The organism is Streptomyces sp. NPDC127190 (genome assembly GCF_042672505.1).
GTDB lineage: Bacteria > Actinomycetota > Actinomycetes > Streptomycetales > Streptomycetaceae > Streptomyces.
The window spans coordinates 97,260-112,374 of the sequence record NZ_JBHXVE010000014.1; the positions used below are offsets into that span (position 1 = coordinate 97,260).

Annotated in this window: 15 protein-coding genes and 1 pseudogene; 6 read left to right on the top strand and 10 right to left on the bottom strand. The window is 73.0% G+C overall.

Annotated features, from left to right (window positions below; translation table 11 throughout):
• Nucleotides 1-57 precede the first annotated feature (57 nt).
• The 6 genes from ACFVIU_RS22055 to ACFVIU_RS22080 all read left to right on the top strand — a co-directional run bounded on the left by ACFVIU_RS22055 (nt 58) and on the right by ACFVIU_RS22080 (nt 6,157).
• Complete coding sequence (locus tag ACFVIU_RS22055; RefSeq protein WP_385844467.1) at nt 58-1,440, top strand: ferric reductase-like transmembrane domain-containing protein; 1,383 nt, start codon at nt 58-60, stop codon at nt 1,438-1,440.
• 17 nt (nt 1,441-1,457) lie between these two features.
• Entirely contained in the window at nt 1,458-2,468 is a 1,011-nt protein-coding gene (locus ACFVIU_RS22060; RefSeq protein ID WP_385844469.1) for an FMN-binding protein, read from the top strand.
• 55 nt (nt 2,469-2,523) lie between these two features.
• Nucleotides 2,524-3,264 (top strand): FAD:protein FMN transferase, encoded by a 741-nt coding sequence (locus tag ACFVIU_RS22065; RefSeq protein ID WP_385844470.1) that lies wholly within the window; start codon nt 2,524-2,526, stop codon nt 3,262-3,264.
• Between the two features lie 92 nt (nt 3,265-3,356).
• A complete protein-coding gene (locus ACFVIU_RS22070) occupies nt 3,357-3,503 on the top strand; it encodes a hypothetical protein (protein WP_385844471.1) in 147 nt (48 codons plus the stop codon).
• Between the two features lie 6 nt (nt 3,504-3,509).
• On the top strand, nt 3,510-5,321 hold the full coding sequence (locus tag ACFVIU_RS22075; protein ID WP_385844472.1) for an ABC transporter ATP-binding protein: 1,812 nt from the start codon (nt 3,510-3,512) through the stop codon (nt 5,319-5,321).
• On the top strand, nt 5,318-6,157 hold the full coding sequence (locus tag ACFVIU_RS22080) for a serine/threonine-protein kinase (protein ID WP_385844473.1): 840 nt from the start codon (nt 5,318-5,320) through the stop codon (nt 6,155-6,157). Before ACFVIU_RS22075 ends, ACFVIU_RS22080 begins: the two co-directional genes overlap by 4 nt.
• Nucleotides 6,158-6,166: 9 nt before the next feature.
• Here the strand turns inward: ACFVIU_RS22080 and ACFVIU_RS22085 are convergent, their stop codons facing one another.
• The 10 genes and pseudogenes from ACFVIU_RS22085 to ACFVIU_RS22130 all read right to left on the bottom strand — a co-directional run.
• Nucleotides 6,167-6,907 (bottom strand): zf-HC2 domain-containing protein, encoded by a 741-nt coding sequence (locus ACFVIU_RS22085; protein ID WP_385844474.1) that lies wholly within the window; start codon nt 6,905-6,907, stop codon nt 6,167-6,169.
• A complete protein-coding gene (locus tag ACFVIU_RS22090) occupies nt 6,897-7,484 on the bottom strand; it encodes an RNA polymerase sigma factor (RefSeq protein ID WP_385844475.1) in 588 nt (195 codons plus the stop codon). Before ACFVIU_RS22090 ends, ACFVIU_RS22085 begins: the two co-directional genes overlap by 11 nt.
• Before the next feature lie 108 nt (nt 7,485-7,592).
• Entirely contained in the window at nt 7,593-8,138 is a 546-nt protein-coding gene (locus ACFVIU_RS22095) for an arginine repressor (protein WP_385844476.1), read from the bottom strand.
• 7 nt (nt 8,139-8,145) lie between these two features.
• A complete protein-coding gene (locus tag ACFVIU_RS22100) occupies nt 8,146-9,354 on the bottom strand; it encodes an acetylornithine transaminase (protein WP_385844477.1) in 1,209 nt (402 codons plus the stop codon).
• A complete protein-coding gene (argB, locus tag ACFVIU_RS22105) occupies nt 9,351-10,256 on the bottom strand; it encodes an acetylglutamate kinase (protein WP_385844478.1) in 906 nt (301 codons plus the stop codon). The genes ACFVIU_RS22100 and argB overlap by 4 nt, the downstream gene beginning before the upstream one ends.
• Nucleotides 10,253-11,404, bottom strand: coding sequence for a bifunctional glutamate N-acetyltransferase/amino-acid acetyltransferase ArgJ (argJ, locus tag ACFVIU_RS22110; protein ID WP_385844479.1), 1,152 nt, complete (start codon nt 11,402-11,404; stop codon nt 10,253-10,255). The genes argB and argJ overlap by 4 nt, the downstream gene beginning before the upstream one ends.
• A gap of 88 nt (nt 11,405-11,492) precedes the next feature.
• Nucleotides 11,493-12,521 carry an N-acetyl-gamma-glutamyl-phosphate reductase gene (gene argC / locus ACFVIU_RS22115; RefSeq protein WP_385844480.1) on the bottom strand — a complete coding sequence of 343 codons (1,029 nt, stop codon included), beginning with the start codon at nt 12,519-12,521 and terminating at the stop codon, nt 11,493-11,495.
• Between the two features lie 45 nt (nt 12,522-12,566).
• Nucleotides 12,567-12,941, bottom strand: a complete 375-nt coding sequence (locus ACFVIU_RS22120) for a GtrA family protein (RefSeq protein ID WP_385844481.1) — start codon at nt 12,939-12,941, stop codon at nt 12,567-12,569.
• The gene (locus tag ACFVIU_RS22125; RefSeq protein WP_385844482.1) at nt 12,938-13,888 is read right to left on the bottom strand and encodes a glycosyltransferase family 2 protein; all 951 of its coding nucleotides are present in this window, start codon (nt 13,886-13,888) and stop codon (nt 12,938-12,940) included. The genes ACFVIU_RS22120 and ACFVIU_RS22125 overlap by 4 nt, the downstream gene beginning before the upstream one ends.
• A gap of 24 nt (nt 13,889-13,912) precedes the next feature.
• Nucleotides 13,913-15,115, bottom strand: a pseudogene (locus ACFVIU_RS22130) (hypothetical protein); the annotation flags it as partial.

Consider the following 15,115-nt stretch of genomic DNA (forward strand, 5'->3'; position numbering starts at 1 on the left):
CGGCACGTATCTGTGGGCCGAGGGTCAAGTCCCCTACGGAGGAACCACGGAGGAGCCGTGTCCACCACGCTCGCAAGCGGCCGCGCCGCCCGCCGACAGACGATGCGGCGCATCCGCCCGCGCCGCTCGCCGGCCGTCCCCCTGCTGCTCGCCGTGTGGGCGGGCGCGGCGGCCGTGCTGTGGCTCTGGTGGCAGGACACGCCGTCCGTCGCCGACGACACCGGCCGGATCCTCAACGCGGGCCGGATCACCGGACTGCTGGCCGGCTATCTGCTGGCGCTGGTCGTGCTCCAGATGGCCCGCGTCCCGGCGCTGGAGCGGCGGGTGGGCTCCGACCGGGTGGCCCGCTGGCACGCGATGAGCGGCCGCTACACGCTCTGTCTGATCGCCGCGCATGTCTTCCTCACCATGTGGGGGTACGCGCTCCAGGCGGGCAGGTCGCTCGGCGACATCGTGCAGCAGACGGTCGACTCGGTGGAGCAGCTGCCCGACATGGGCAAGGCGGCCGTCGGCACCGGACTGTTCCTGCTGATCGGGCTCAGCTCGATCGGCGGAATCCGCCGCAGGCTGCCGTACGACACCTGGTACCACGTGCATCTGCTGACCTACGCGGCGGTGTTCCTGACGTTCTGGCACCAGATCACCACCGGCAACGACTTCGCGGTCACGCCTGCGGCGAAGACCTTCTGGTACGGCCTGTACGGCGCCGTCACCGCGCTGGTGCTCTGGTACCGGATCCTCACCCCGATCCGGCTCAACTTCCGGCACCGGATGCGGGTCGAGGCGGTCGTCGAGGAGGCGCCGGGCATCGTGTCGGTGCTGATCGGCGGGCGGCGGCTGCACCGGATGGGCGCGGAGGCGGGCCAGTTCTTCCGCTGGCGGTTCCTCGCGCCGGGCATGCGGTTCAGCTCGCACCCGTACTCGCTGTCGGCGGCGCCCCGCCCGGGCATGCTGCGGATCACGGTGAAGGCGATCGGCGACCACAGTGAGCGGCTGCGCGAGCTGACGCCGGGCACCCGGGTGTGGGCGGAGGGCCCGTACGGCGCGCTGACCGCGCAGCGCCGCAGCCGGGGCAAGGTGCTGCTGATCGCCGGCGGAGTCGGCATCACGCCGATGCGCGCCCTGTTCGAGACGCTGCCCGGCGCGGCCGGGGACATCACCCTGCTCTACCGGGCCAACACCACCCAGGATCTGGCGCTGTGGGACGAGCTGGCGGCGATCGCCGAGGAGCGGGGCGCCCGGCTGATGTACGCGGTGAACAGCCCGGACGGTGAGCGTCCGGACATCTCCGCGGAGAACCTCCAGCGGAAGATCCCTGACGTCGACCGGCACGACGTGTTCATGTGCGGCCCGCCCGGGTTCGCACAGTCGGTGTACGAGGCACTGCGCGGCGCGGGGGTTCCCGCCCGCCGCATCCATCACGAGTCGTTCGAGATGTGAGCGGAGCTGGGAGAACGATGAGGAAGAACCACCCCCTCCGGCGGGTCGTGCTGGCCACCGCCGCGACCGTGTCCGGTGTCGTGCTGCTGCTGGCGTTCAAGCCGGCGTCCGACCCGTCCGCGGCGTCGGCGGCGGGCGCCGCCCCGCAGCAGACGGCGGCGGGACGGCAGTCACCGCAGGGCGGTACGGGCACGGTCAGCGGGCGGGTGGTGCAGACCCAGTACGGCCCGGTCCAGGTGCGGATCACCGTCAACGGCGGCAAGATCACCAAGGCGGAAGCCGTCCAGGCACCCAAGGGCGGCCTCAGCGACCAGAAGACCGCACTGGCCGTACCCAAGCTCGGCCAGGAGGCCGTGGCGGCGCAGAGCGCGCGTATCGACTCGGTGTCCGGAGCCACCTACACCAGCACCGGCTACAAACAGTCCCTCCAGTCGGCACTGGACCAGCTACCACCCGCAGGCGCCTCCAGCTCCCGCACGGTCACCGGGCGCGTCGAGCAGACCCAATACGGCCCGGTCCAGGTGCGGATCACCGTCAACGGCGGCAAGATCACCAAGGCCGAGGCCGTCCAGGCACCCAAGGGCGGCCTCAGCGACCAGAAGACCGCACTGGCCGTACCCAAGCTCGGCCAGGAGGCCGTGGCAGCACAGAGCGCGCGTATCGACTCGGTGTCCGGAGCCACCTACACCAGCACCGGCTACAAACAGTCCCTCCAGTCGGCACTCGACCAGCTACCACCCGCAGGCGCCTCCACCTCCCGCACGATCACCGGGCGCGTCGAGCAGACCCAGTACGGCCCGGTCCAGGTGCGCATCACCGTCAACGGCGGCAAGATCACCAAGGCGGAAGCCGTCCAGGCACCCAAGGGCGGCCTCAGCGACCAGAAGACCGCACTGGCCGTGCCCAAGCTGAACCAGGAGGCCGTGATGGCCGGGAACGCCCGCATCGACGCCGTCTCCGGTGCGACCTACACCAGCACCGGCTACCGGCAGTCGCTGCAATCAGCGCTGGACCAGGCGGGTGGCTGATCCGGTGGGCGGGTCGGCACAGGCTCCCGCCGCGGTGCGTCATGCGGAGGAGGTCATGGGGACGGTCTTCTCCTTCGACGTCCGCGGCGGGGAACCCGGTGCGGTGCGGGCGGCGCTCGGCACGGCCGTGGCCGGGCTGCACCGGGCGGACGGCATCTTCAGCACCTACCGCGCGGACAGCGAGGTGTCGCGGCTGGCCCGGGGCGAGCTGGAGACCGCGGAGTGCGCGCCCGAGGTGGCCGAGGTGCTGCGGCTGGCGGACGAGGCGGAGCGGGTGAGCGACGGCTGGTTCAGCACCCGCTACCGGGGCGCGCTGGATCCCACCGGCATCGTCAAGGGCTGGGCGGCGGAACGGGCGGCGCGGCTGCTGGCGGAGGTGCCCGGAGTGCGCGGGGTCAGCGTCAACGGGGGCGGGGACGTGCAGATGTTCGGTACGCCGGAGCCCGGGCGGCCGTGGCGGGTGGGGATCGCGGACCCGCTCCGGCCGGGCGGGCTGGCGGCGGTGATCTCCAGTGCGGGGCTGGACGAGCTGTCCGTCGCGACGTCGGGCACGGCCGAGCGGGGCGCGCACATCGTCGATCCGCGCACCGGCCGGCCGGCGGTGACGGACCTGGTGGCCGTGACCGTGGTGGGCCCCCGGCTGACCTGGGTGGACTGCTGGGCCACGGCGGCCTTCGCGATGGGCTCCCGGGCGGGTCTGGCCTGGCTGGAGTCGCTGCCGGAGGTGGAGGGACTGCTGATCACGGCGGGCGACGAGGTGCGCTGCACCGGGGGGCTGGCCGCGCGGCTCGGCTGACCTTCCGGAAGGCACGCCGCGGAACGCCGGGGACGCCATCCGATTCCGGTTCTGAAACGTATCCCCCATACCGGATGTTTCGGGAGGAACCCATGGCGATCTTCAGCAGGCTCATGCCCGCCGACCGCGGTCACGACAAGGACAGGAGGGACACGACCTCGCACCACGACGACACCACGATGTTCCGCAGGCGGCATCGTGACCGTCGTACCGACGACCACTCCGGCCACCGGTGGTGACCACCGATGAGGGCCGAGCGGACCGGGGACCGACCGCCCCGGTCCGCTCCTGCCGTCGTCCCCGCCGCGCCCCAGGTGTCGCCGCGTGAGGTGTTCCGGCGGTTCTGGCCCTACACGCGCGGCGGCCGGCGCTGGCTGCTGCCCGTGCTGCTGCTCGGTCTGACCGCCCCCGCCGTCGACGCCGCCGAGCTGTGGCTCTTCAAGACGGTCGTGGACCAGGTGCTGGTCCCCCACGACCTGAGCCCCTTCCGCTGGATCGCACCGGCCTACGTGGGACTGGTGCTGTGCTCCGGTGTGCTGGGGTTCGCCGACGACATGACGTCCACCTGGGTCGGCGAGCGCTTCCTGCTCGCCCTGCGCGCGGACGTCTTCCGCCATGTCCAGGGCCTGTCCCTGGGCTTCTTCGAACGGCGCCGGCTCGGGGACGTGCTGTCCCGGATCACCGGCGATGTCGACGCCGTCGAGACGTTCCTGCTCTCGGGGGTCGCGGACGCCCTGTACTACGTGATCCGGCTGGGTGTCTTCCTGGGCCTGCTGTTCTACCTGCGCTGGGACCTGACGCTGCTGGCCCTGGTCATCGTGCCGCTGTTCTGGGGGGCCGCGCGGCACTTCTCCCGGCTGGTCAAGGACGCCTCCCGGGAGCGCCGGCGGCGCACCGGTTCGATCAGCGCGATCGTGGAGGAGTCGCTCGGCAATGTCGCGCTGGTGCAGGCGTACAACCGGCAGGGCTGGGGGGAGCGCCGCTTCGCGCGGGAGAGCGCGGGCCGGTTCCGGGCGGCGCTGGCCGCGGCGCGGGTCCGTGCCCTGTACCGGCCCGTGGTGGAGCTGATCGAGGTGTGCGGGGGCCTCGCGGTGATGGGCCTCGGCACCTGGAAGCTGTCCCAGGGCCAGCTGACCTTGGGCGGTCTGCTGGTCTTCCTGGCGCTGATCGGCAAGCTCTACGGCCCGGTGCGGGACCTGTCCCGGCTCGGCACCGCCTTCTACGGCGCCTCCGCCTCGGCGGAGCGGATCATCGAGCTGCTGGACCAGCGGCCGCAGGTCGTGGAGGCGGACCGGCCCCGAAGGCTGGGCCGGGTGCGGGGGCACGTGGAGTTCGACGGCGTGTGGTTCCGCTACCCCGGCAGCGGGTCCTGGGCGCTGTCGGACGTGTCGTTCCGGGTGGCGCCCGGGGAGACGCTCGCGCTGGTCGGGGCGAGCGGGGCCGGCAAGTCGACGGTCGCCCGGCTCCAGCTGCGGTTCTACGACCCGGAGCGGGGAGCGGTCCGGCTGGACGGCACCGATCTGCGGGAGCTGCGGCTCGCCGAGGTGCGGGAGGGCGTCGCGGTGGTGCTCCAGGAGACGCTCGTCTTCCATGGCACCGTGCGGGAGAACATCGCCTACGGGCGGCCGGGGGCGAGTGAGGCGGACATCGTCGCGGCGGCGCGGGCCGCGGACGCGGCCGAGTTCATCGAGCGGCTCCCGGAGGGCTACGACACCCTGGTCGGCCAGCGCGGCCGCACCCTGTCCGGCGGCCAGTGCCAGCGGCTGGCGATCGCGCGGGCGATGATCCGGGACGCCCCGGTGCTGCTGCTGGACGAGCCGACCACCGGGCTGGACGTGCGGTCGGGCCGGCGGATCATGGAGCCGTTGCGCCGGCTCATGGCCGGGCGGACCACCGTGGTGATCTCCCACAACCTGCTGACGGTGCGGGACGCCACGCGGATCGTGGTGCTCGACCACGGCCGGGTGGTGGAGGACGGCCCCCCTGCGGAGCTGCTCGGCAGGGCGGGACCCTACGCCCGGCTGCACCGGCTGAACGCGGGCGCGGTGCTGTCATGAGCGGCCCCGCGCCCTGGGCGGCGGGCACCGAACCGGTGCCGGGCTACACGGTCCTCGGCCATCTGGTGCGCACCGGCTGGCTCGACGTCTACGACGCCTGGAGCGCGGAACGGGCCTGCCGGTGTGTGCTCAAGGCGGTGCGCCCGGACCGCCGGGGCGAGCGGCGGCTCGGTGAGCGGCTGCTGCGGGAGGGCCGGTGGCTGCGGGAGTTCACCCATCCGCATCTGGTGCGCGGTTACGACACCTTCGCCGCGCCGGAGCCGCTGGTCGTCCTGGAGACGCTCACCGGGGAGACGCTCGCGCGTCTGGTGCGCCGGCTGCAACGCCGGCCGGCCGCCGGTGATGTGGCGCTGCTCGGGGTGCAGCTGTGCTCGGCGGTCCACTATCTGCACGGCCGGGGTCTGCTGCATCTGGATCTCAAGCCGTCCAACGTGGTGGTGGAGCGCGGCCATGCGAAGGTGCTGGACCTGAGTGTGGCGCGGCCGCCCGGGCCCGCCCCCGCCGGCCTCGGCACAGCCCGCTACCTGGCTCCGGAGCAGGCCCGCGCCGGGCCGCTGACGGCCGCCGCCGATGTGTGGGGCGTCGGTATCACGCTGTTCGAGGTCGCCTGTGGGGGGCCGCCGTTCGACTGCGCGGGGACCGGCACCGGCACCGGGCCGGACCGGTGTCCGCAGACGGTGCGGAGCGCCCCGCCGGTCGGGTCCCGGCGGCGGCTGCCCCGGCCGCTCGCCGAGGTGGTCGACGCCTGTCTGCGCCCCGACCCCGCCGCCCGCCCCACGGTCGCCGAACTCACCACCGCTCTGGAGGCGTCCGTGCCGAAGCCCGGTCCCCTGTGAACCAGCACCTCAGTGCTCCGGTGCCACCACGCGGCCGGTGCCGAGGCGGGCGGTGGCGAGGACCGTGCCGTCCGGGGTGAGCAGGCGGGCGCCGGAGACGGCGGCGGGGTCGACGGCCGCCGTCGCGCCCCAGTCGCCGTGCCCGTCGTGCAGGGCGAAGGCGCCGAGGCGGACGGCCGTGCCGTCGGGGCGCACCAGGACACAGGTGACCGGGCCGGAGTAGCGGGCGTGCGGGCCGGTCAGGGCGACGGACACGAAGATCCAGCCGGGGCTGCCGGGGCGGGCGTAGACCTCGCCGGCCGGCCGGCCGCCGCGGCCGCTCGCGGTCATGTCCCCGACCAGCATGGGCTCGGACTCGACGGCGGCGGAGGGCGCGGCGGTGAGGTCCTGGACGGCGGTGCCGACCGCCCAGCCGGTGAACCCGACGGCGGCCGTCAGCGCGGCCCCGGCCGCCGCGACCCGCAGCCGGAGGCGGCGGGTGCGGCCGGAGAAGCGCCGGCCGGGCGCCCGGCCGGCGCTCGCCGCCAGCCTGCGGGCCACCCGGGTCTCGAAGCCGAGCGGCGGCTCGGCGTCCGGCAGCAGGCCGATCAGCCGGTCGCCGACCAGGGTCAGCTGCCGTACGTACTCCCGGCAGTCCGCGCACCCGTCCAGATGGGCGACCGCCTCCGCCCGCTCGCGGCCCGGCAGTACGCCCAGCGCCAGCTCGGCGCCGATCTCCCGCAGTCTGCCGCAGTTCGGTTCACTGGTCATGGTCGCCTCGCTCGGACGGCGCGACGGTACCGCGCAGTTTGGCCATGGCCGCCCTGATCCGGGTCTTGGCGGTGCCCAGCGGGATGTGCTCCGCGTCGGCGATCTGCCGGGCCGTCATGCCGTAGACGCCAGCCATGGTCAGGGCCCGGGCCTGTTCCCGGGGCAGCCGGGACACGGCGGCGCGCAGCTGGGTGGAGGCCTCGTCGGCCAGGGCCCACTGCTCGGGCGTCTCGGTGACGACACCGAGGAGGGCGTCGATGTCCTCGGGGGCCATGGGCTCCGTCCGCCGGGCCCGGACGGCGTCGACGGCGAGGTTGTGCGCGATGGTCGTCAGCCAGGTGGTGACCGAGCCACGGCGCGAGTCGTAGATCTGCGCGTGCCGCCAGGCGCGCTCGAAGGTCAGCTGGGCGATGTCCTCGGCGAGCTGCTGGTCCCCGGTGACGGCCATGGCGACGCCGAAGACCCGGTGCTGGAAGCGGCGGACGAAGACGACGGCGAGTTCGGGATCGCCGGTGGCCAGCCCGGACAGCAGCGCCTCGTCCGGGAGACGGCCCACGGGGAACCGGAAACCCGACACATCTGTGTATACGGCCGGCGGCCGCCCGGGGATTGCCCGCCGGCGACGGAGGACCACCTCTTCATCGTCCGCCGCCGGGCGGTACCCCGCAGGGTGTGCCGGTGCCGGTCAGTGCCCGTTCTGCGCGAGGCGCAGCAGGTGGTCCGCCAGCGCCTGGCCGCCGGTCGGGTTCCGGCTGATCAGCAGCAGGGTGTCGTCACCGGCGATGGTGCCGAGGATGTCGTGCAGCTCTGCCTGGTCGATGGCCGAGGCCAGGAACTGGGCCGCGCCCGGCGGGGTGCGCAGGACCACGAGGTTGGCGGAGGCCTCCGCGGAGATCAGCAGCTCCTGCGACAGGCGCCGCATCCGCTCCTCCTTCGCCGACTCGCCCAGCGGAGCGCGCGGGGTGCGGAAGCCGCCCTCGCTCGGCACCGCGTAGATCAGGTCGCCGTCGTTGTTGCGGATCTTGACCGCGTTCAGCTCGTCGAGGTCCCGGGAGAGCGTCGCCTGGGTGACGCTCAGCCCGTCGTCGGCGAGCAGCTTGGCCAGCTGGCTCTGCGAGCGCACCGGCTGCCGGTTGAGGATGTCCACGATCCGGCGGTGCCGTGCGGTGCGGGTCTGCGGTACGGCCGGTCCGGCCCCCGCCGCCTGCTCCTGGTCCTGCGCCTGGCTCATCGTCGTCTCATTCTCCGGATCGTCCGTCCCCGTCCACCGGGTTCGCTGCGTCGAGGATGCCGGGCAGTGCCTGGAGCAGCGCGCCCGTCTCGTCGTCGCGGAGGTTCAGCGGCGGCATGAGCCGCACGACGTCGGGGGCGGGCGCGTTCACCAGGAACCCGGCCTTCTGGGCCGTCTGCTGCACCTGCGCTGCGTACGGCCCGGTGAGCACGATACCCAGGAGCAGGCCGGCACCACGGACATGATCGATCAGCGGGTGGCCCAGGGCCTCGATTCCCTGGCGGAGCTTCTCGCCCTGCCGCTTGACGTTCTCCAGCAGTCCCTCGGCCGCGATCGTGTCGAGCACCGCCAGGCCGGCCGCGCAGGCGACCGGGTTGCCGCCGAAGGTCGTCCCGTGCTGGCCGGGCTGGAGCAGTTCGGCGGCGCGGCCGAAGGCGACGGTCGCACCGAGCGGGAGTCCGCCGCCGAGCTGCTTGGCGAGGGTGACGACATCGGGCAGGACGCCCTCGTGGGCCTGGTACTCGAACCAGGTGCCGGTGCGGCCGATGCCGGTCTGCACCTCGTCCAGGACCAGCAGGGCACCGGTGGCGGCGGTGATCGCGCGGGCGGCCTTGAGGTAGCCGGCGGGCGGGACGACGACGCCGTTCTCGCCCTGGACGGGTTCGATGATGACGAGGGCGGTGTCCTCGGTGACGGCGGCGGCCAGGGCCTGGGCGTCACCGTAGGGGACGTGGGTGACCTCGCCGGGCAGCGGCAGGAAGGGCTCCTGCTTGCCGGGCTGGCCGGTGAGCGCGAGGGCGCCCATGGTCCGGCCGTGGAAGCCGCCGTTGGTGGCGACCATAGGGGTGCGCCCGGTCAGCCGGCCGATCTTGAAGGCGGCCTCGTTGGCCTCGGCGCCGGAGTTGCAGAAGAAGACCCGGCCCTCGCGGCCGAAGAGCGTCAGCAGCCGCTCGGCGAGGGCGATGGTGGGCTCGGCCATGAAGAGGTTGGAGACATGGCCGAGGGAGCCGATCTGCCTGCCGACGGCCTCGACGATCGCCGGGTGGGCGTGGCCGAGGGCGTTGGTGGCGATACCGCCGACGAAGTCGAGGTAGACGCGGCCGTCGGCGTCCCACAGCTTCGTGCCCTCACCGCGCACCAGGGGCAGCCGCGGGGTGCCGTAGTTGTTCATGAGCGAGCCCTGCCACCGCTGGGTCAGCTCCTGGTTGCCCGTCACTGCGCGTCCCCCTTGTGCTCGTCGGGCACGACCATGGTGCCGATGCCCTCGTCGGTGAAGATCTCCAGCAGGATCGAGTGCTGGACCCGGCCGTCGATCACCCGGGCGGTGGTCACGCCGTTGCGCACGGCGTGCAGGCAGCCCTCCATCTTCGGCACCATGCCGGCACTGAGCTCCGGCAGCAGCTTCTCCAGCTGGGAGGCGGTGAGACGGCTGATCACCTCGTCGGAGTTCGGCCAGTCCTCGTAGAGGCCCTCGACGTCGGTGAGGACCATGAGGGTCTCGGCGCCCAGTGCCGCAGCGAGTGCCGCAGCCGCCGTATCAGCATTGACGTTGTAGACATGGTGGTCGTCCTCGGAGCGGGCGATCGAGGAGACGACCGGGATCCGGCCGTCGGCCAGCAGCGCCTCGATCGCGCCGGTGTCGATGCCGGTGATCTCGCCGACCCGGCCGATGTCGACCAGTTCGCCGTCGATCTCCGGCTGGTGCTTGACGGCGGTGATGGTGTGCGCGTCCTCGCCGGTCAGACCGACGGCGAGCGGGCCGTGCTGGTTGAGCAGGCCGACCAGTTCGCGCTGGACCTGTCCGGCCAGCACCATCCGTACGACGTCCATGGCGTCCTCGGTGGTGACGCGCAGGCCCGCCTTGAACTCGCTGACGATGCCGTGCTTGTCGAGGGCGGCGCTGATCTGCGGGCCGCCGCCGTGGACGACGACCGGCTTGAGGCCGGCGTGCCGCAGGAAGACGACGTCCTGGGCGAAGGCGGCCTTCAGCTCCTCGTTCACCATGGCGTTGCCGCCGAACTTGATGACGACGATCTTGCCGTGGTGCCGGGTCAGCCAGGGCAGCGCCTCGATGAGGATCTGCGCTTTCGGCAGGGCCGTGTGCTTACGAGTGCTCATGACGAGTAGGCGCTGTTCTCGTGGACGTAGTCGGCGGTCAGGTCGTTGGTCCAGATGGTCGCGGTCTCGGTGCCCGCGGCCAGGTCGGCGACGATGTGCACCTCGCGGTAGCGCATGTCGACCAGCTCGCGGTCCTCGCCGACGGAGCCGTTCTTGCACACCCAGACGCCGTTGATGGCCACGTTGAGCTGGTCCGGCTCGAAGGCGGCGGAGGTGGTGCCGATGGCGGACAGCACGCGGCCCCAGTTGGGGTCCTCGCCGTGGATCGCGCACTTGAGGAGGTTGTTGCGGGCGATCGAGCGGCCCACCTCGACGGCGTCCTTCTCGCTGGCCGCGCCCACCACCTCGACCTTGATGTCCTTGCTGGCGCCCTCGGCGTCGCCGATGAGCTGGCGGCCGAGGTCGGCGCAGACCTCGCGTACGGCCTCGGCGAACTCCCTGTACTCCGGGGTGACGCCGGAGGCTCCGGAGGAGAGCAGCAGGACGGTGTCGTTGGTGGACATGCAGCCGTCGGAGTCGACCCGGTCGAAGGTGACCTTGGTCGCGGCGCGCAGGGCCCGGTCCAGGGTCTCGCTGTCGAGGTCGGCGTCGGTGGTGAGGACGACCAGCATGGTGGCGAGGCCGGGGGCGAGCATGCCGGCGCCCTTGGCCATGCCGCCGACGGTCCAGCCGTCCTTGGTGACGACGGACGTCTTGTGCACGGTGTCGGTGGTCTTGATGGCGATGGCGGCCTTCTCGCCGCCGTGCTCGGACAGCTGGGCGGCGGCCGTCTCGACGCCGGTGAGGACCTTGTCCATGGGGAGCAGGACGCCGATGAGACCGGTGGAGCAGACGGCCACCTCGATGGCACCCCGGCCCAGCACCTCGGCGACCTTCTCGGCGGTGGCGTGGGTGTCCTGGAAGCCCTGGGGGCCCGTACAGGCGTTGGCGCCGCCCGAGTTGAGGACGACGGCGGAGACCTGGCCGCTCTTGAGGACCTGCTCCGACCACAGCACCGGCGCGGCCTTCACACGGTTGGAGGTGAAGACGCCCGCGGCGGCACGGCGCGGCCCGTTGTTGACCACGAGGGCCAGGTCGGGGTTGCCGTTCTCCTTGATCCCGGCGGCGATACCCGCCGCCGCGAATCCCTTGGCTGCCGTGACGCTCACTGCATCTCCTCGTTCGCTTCTCCGCCCGTGCAGCGCGCCGGTGCGGCTTTCGTCGTTGTCTGCGGCCCGGTGGCTGCACGTGCGTCGCTCACGGAGCGACTCCGATCGTGGAAAGCCCGGTGCCTTCATCAAGCCCCAAGGCGATGTTCATGCTCTGTACGGCACCGCCCGCGGTGCCCTTGGTCAGGTTGTCGATGGCGCTGATCACGATGATGCGGTCGGTGGACCCGTCGTACGCGACCTGCACCTGGACGGCGTTGGAGCCGTACACGGACGCGGTCGCCGGCCACTGGCCCTCGGGGAGCAGGTGCACGAAGGGCTCGTCGGCGTAGGCCTTCTGGTAGACGGCGCGCAGCGACTCCCCCGTCACCCCGGGGACGGCCTTGGCGTTGCAGGTGGCCAGGATTCCGCGGGGCATCGGCGCCAGGGTCGGCGTGAAGGAGACGGCGACCCGCTGCCCGGCCGCCCCGCTGAGGTTCTGGATCATCTCGGGGGTGTGCCGGTGGCCGCCGCCGACGCCGTACGGCGACATGGAGCCCATGACCTCGCTGCCGAGCAGGTGCGGCTTGGGTGCCTTGCCCGCGCCGGAGGTGCCGGACGCGGCGACGATCACCGCCTCCGGCTCGGCGAGTCCGGCCGCGTAGGCGGGGTACAGGGCGAGGGTGACGGCGGTGGGGTAGCAACCGGGTACCGCGATGCGCCTGGACCCCTCCAGCGCGGCGCGGGCACCCGGAAGTTCGGGGAGGCCGTAGGGCCAGGTGCCGGCGTGCGGGGAACCGTAGAACTTCTCCCAGTCGGCCGGGTCCTTCAGCCGGAAGTCGGCGCCCATGTCGATCACGAGGACGTCCGGGCCGAGCTGCTCGGCCACGGCGGCGGACTGCCCGTGCGGCAGCGCGAGGAAGACCACGTCGTGCCCGGCGAGCGCCTCGGCCGTGGTCTCGGTCAGCACCCGGTCGGCCAGCGGCAGCAGGTGCGGCTGGAGCGCGCCGAGCCGCTGGCCGGCGTTGGTGTTGCCGGTCAGGGCACCGATCTCGACCTCGGGGTGCGCGAGGAGCAGGCGCAGGACCTCTCCGCCCGCGTATCCGCTCGCTCCGGCCACCGCCGCACGTACCGCCATGTCCACCCTCCTCTGGATGGCATGACTATACGTATCGCTGCACGTTTATGCAATCGACTTGGGGAGCATCACCCAGCGGGACACCAGGAAGGTGATCGGGATGGCGGCCGCCGAGGCGACGAGGGGGGCGAAGCGGCTGCCGGCGTGCAGGACGTCCACGATCACGTAGACCCCCGCGGTGGTGATCAGGAAGTTCGCCAGGTTCGTCAGCGGGAACAGCAGGAACTTCCGCCAGGTGGGCCGGACCCGGTAGGTGAAGCGCGCGTTCAGGAAAAAGGAGCCGACCATACTGATCGCGAAGGCCAGCACATGCGCGGCCAGATACGGCAGCCAGGTGAGGAACAGCAGGTACAGCAGGTAATAGGCGGCCGTATTGACGACGCCTACCGCGGCGAAGGTGAATATCTGCCTGGGGATCAAGGGATGAGGTCTTTCGTCCGTTCCACGTTGGTCGCCTTCACCAGGAAGTGCGGGCGGCCCTTCACTTCGTAGTAGATGCGTCCCGTGTACTCCCCGATCACTCCCAGCATGACCATCTGCACGCCCGCGAGGGCCGTCACAGCGGTGATCATGGTCACATAGCCGGGTGTCTGGACGCCGTGGACGAGGGCGGCGCCCACGATCCAGGCCGTGTAGAGCCCGGCGCACAGCAGCAGGGCCATGCCGAGCCAGAGGGCGGCGCGCAGCGGGCGGTTGTTGAAGGACAGCAGGCCGTCGATGCCGTAGTTGAGCAGGCCGCGCAGGTTCCAGGAGCTGCGGCCGCCCTCGCGCGCGGCGTTCGGGTAGTCGAAGGTGACGCTCGGGAAGCCCACCCAGGCGAACAGGCCCTTGGAGAAGCGGTTGTACTCGGTCAGCGCGAGCACGGCGTCCACCACCCGGCGCGACAGCAGCCGGAAGTCGCCGACGCCGTCCACCAGCTCGACGTCGACCAGGCGGTTGACGAGCCGGTAGTACAGCCGCGCGGTGAGGGTCCGGGTGACGCCGTCGCCGGTGCGGTCGCGGCGGGCGATGACCTGGTCGTGGCCCTGTTCGCGCAGGGCCACCATCCGCTTGATCAGCTCCGGCGGGTGCTGGAGGTCGGCGTCCATGACGATCACCGAGTCGCCGGCGGCGTGCCGCAGACCGGCCAGCAGGGCGGCCTCCTTGCCGAAGTTGCGGCTGAAGGAGACGTACCGGACGCGGGCGTCGAGGCCCGCGAGGCGTTCCAGGACGGCGAGGGTGCCGTCCCGGCTGCCGTCGTCGACGTAGACGAACTCCATGTCGTGGCCGAGCGGAAGCAGCTCCTCCGCGACCTTCTGGACCTCCTCGTGGAAGCGGGCGAGGACGGCTTCCTCGTTGTAGCAGGGCGCGACGATCGAGATCAGCATGGCGGGTTCCCCCCAGGGACGCGGTCAGCGGGCGGTGGTCAGGCGCTCGCGCGGCGGTGTGGTCGCGGGCGGCGCAGGGGCGCGTCGGCGGCGGAGCGCGGCGGGCGCCGCGAGCAGCCCGAGGGCGAGCAGCGAACCGGCCCCGACGGTCAGCCCGAGCCGCTCGCCGGGCGGATGGAAAGTGCAGGTCAGCGTGGTGGTGCCGGGCTCCAGCGGCACGGCGATCAGACCGTGGTACCGCCCGGCGGGGCGCTCGGGCCCGGCGCCGGTGGCGCAGCGCCAGCCGGCGATCCGGGGGGCCGCGACGACCGCGATCCCGGCGCTGCCGGCGGGCAGCCGGGCCCGCAGGGTGCCGTCCGAGACGGTGACGCGGGTGGCCCCGCCCGCCGTCAGCCGGGCGGCGGCGGCGCGCAGCCGCCCGGTGTCCAGGCAGCCGACCGCGCCGGACGGGATACTGCCGGGCCGGTCCGGGCTCAGCTCGATCCGCACCCGCCCGGAGGCCGGCGCGGTGCCCAGCGGTGCCATGGCCGCGCGGTTGCGCGGATACGCGGCGTGGAAGCGGGCCGGCCCGGCGCCGCCGCGCGCGAGCCGGGCGGTCCCGGAGTAGTACGGCGCCCACAGGTGCACCTCGGTCCCGGCCGGGCAGCGGGCGGTGACCACCGGGCGGGCCGCCGCGGTACCCGAGCCGACCCGGCCGGACCTCACCTGCCGTCCGGTGTCGTCCGCCACGGTGAGCCGGGGCACGGTGTAGACGCGGCTGCCGAGCAGGAGTTCCTGGTTGCGGTACGGCGAGCGGCCGAACGGCCGCCGCTCCGGCGCGGCCCGCACCGTGACCAGGGGCGGGACGTCCCGGCGGGTGACGCGCACCGGACCGGCCTGGCCCGGCGGCGGGCTGTGCACCCGGGCGCCGACGGAGAAGAGGACGTCCGTGACGGCGTTGTCCAGGCTCTGCACGCTGCGCCCGCGCGAGGTCCAGCCGCCGCCCAGCGCCGTGAGGGTGCGGCTGAGGACGTCGGAGGTGAGGCTGCTGTAGTAGGCGGCGCCCTGGCCGCCGACCAGCAGCGGGTCGTTGCCGGTGGTCTGTTCGCGGCCGGGGTCGGTGCGGTGGCGGGGCCAGTCGTCGGCCGCGGCGACCCCGGCCGCCAGCCCGGCCGGCCGCAGCCCCCCCGGCGCGGAGGGGTGCCGGTGGCGCCGCCCCCGCCCCGTGGCGACGGCGGGGGTGGCGGC

Excerpts from the sequence above, each read along its gene's own strand:
- ACFVIU_RS22125 (WP_385844482.1), bottom strand. The coding sequence starts at position 13,888 with ATGCTGATCTCGATCGTCGCGCCCTGCTACAACGAGGAAGCCGTCCTC.
- ACFVIU_RS22085 (WP_385844474.1), bottom strand. The coding sequence starts at position 6,907 with ATGACCAGTGAACCGAACTGCGGCAGACTGCGGGAGATCGGCGCCGAG.
- ACFVIU_RS22080 (WP_385844473.1), top strand. The coding sequence starts at position 5,318 with ATGAGCGGCCCCGCGCCCTGGGCGGCGGGCACCGAACCGGTGCCGGGC.
- argB (WP_385844478.1), bottom strand. The coding sequence starts at position 10,256 with ATGAGCACTCGTAAGCACACGGCCCTGCCGAAAGCGCAGATCCTCATC.
- ACFVIU_RS22095 (WP_385844476.1), bottom strand. The coding sequence starts at position 8,138 with ATGAGCCAGGCGCAGGACCAGGAGCAGGCGGCGGGGGCCGGACCGGCC.
- ACFVIU_RS22070 (WP_385844471.1), top strand. The coding sequence starts at position 3,357 with ATGGCGATCTTCAGCAGGCTCATGCCCGCCGACCGCGGTCACGACAAG.
- ACFVIU_RS22060 (WP_385844469.1), top strand. The coding sequence starts at position 1,458 with ATGAGGAAGAACCACCCCCTCCGGCGGGTCGTGCTGGCCACCGCCGCG.
- ACFVIU_RS22075 (WP_385844472.1), top strand. The coding sequence starts at position 3,510 with ATGAGGGCCGAGCGGACCGGGGACCGACCGCCCCGGTCCGCTCCTGCC.
- ACFVIU_RS22065 (WP_385844470.1), top strand. The coding sequence starts at position 2,524 with ATGGGGACGGTCTTCTCCTTCGACGTCCGCGGCGGGGAACCCGGTGCG.
- argC (WP_385844480.1), bottom strand. The coding sequence starts at position 12,521 with ATGGCGGTACGTGCGGCGGTGGCCGGAGCGAGCGGATACGCGGGCGGA.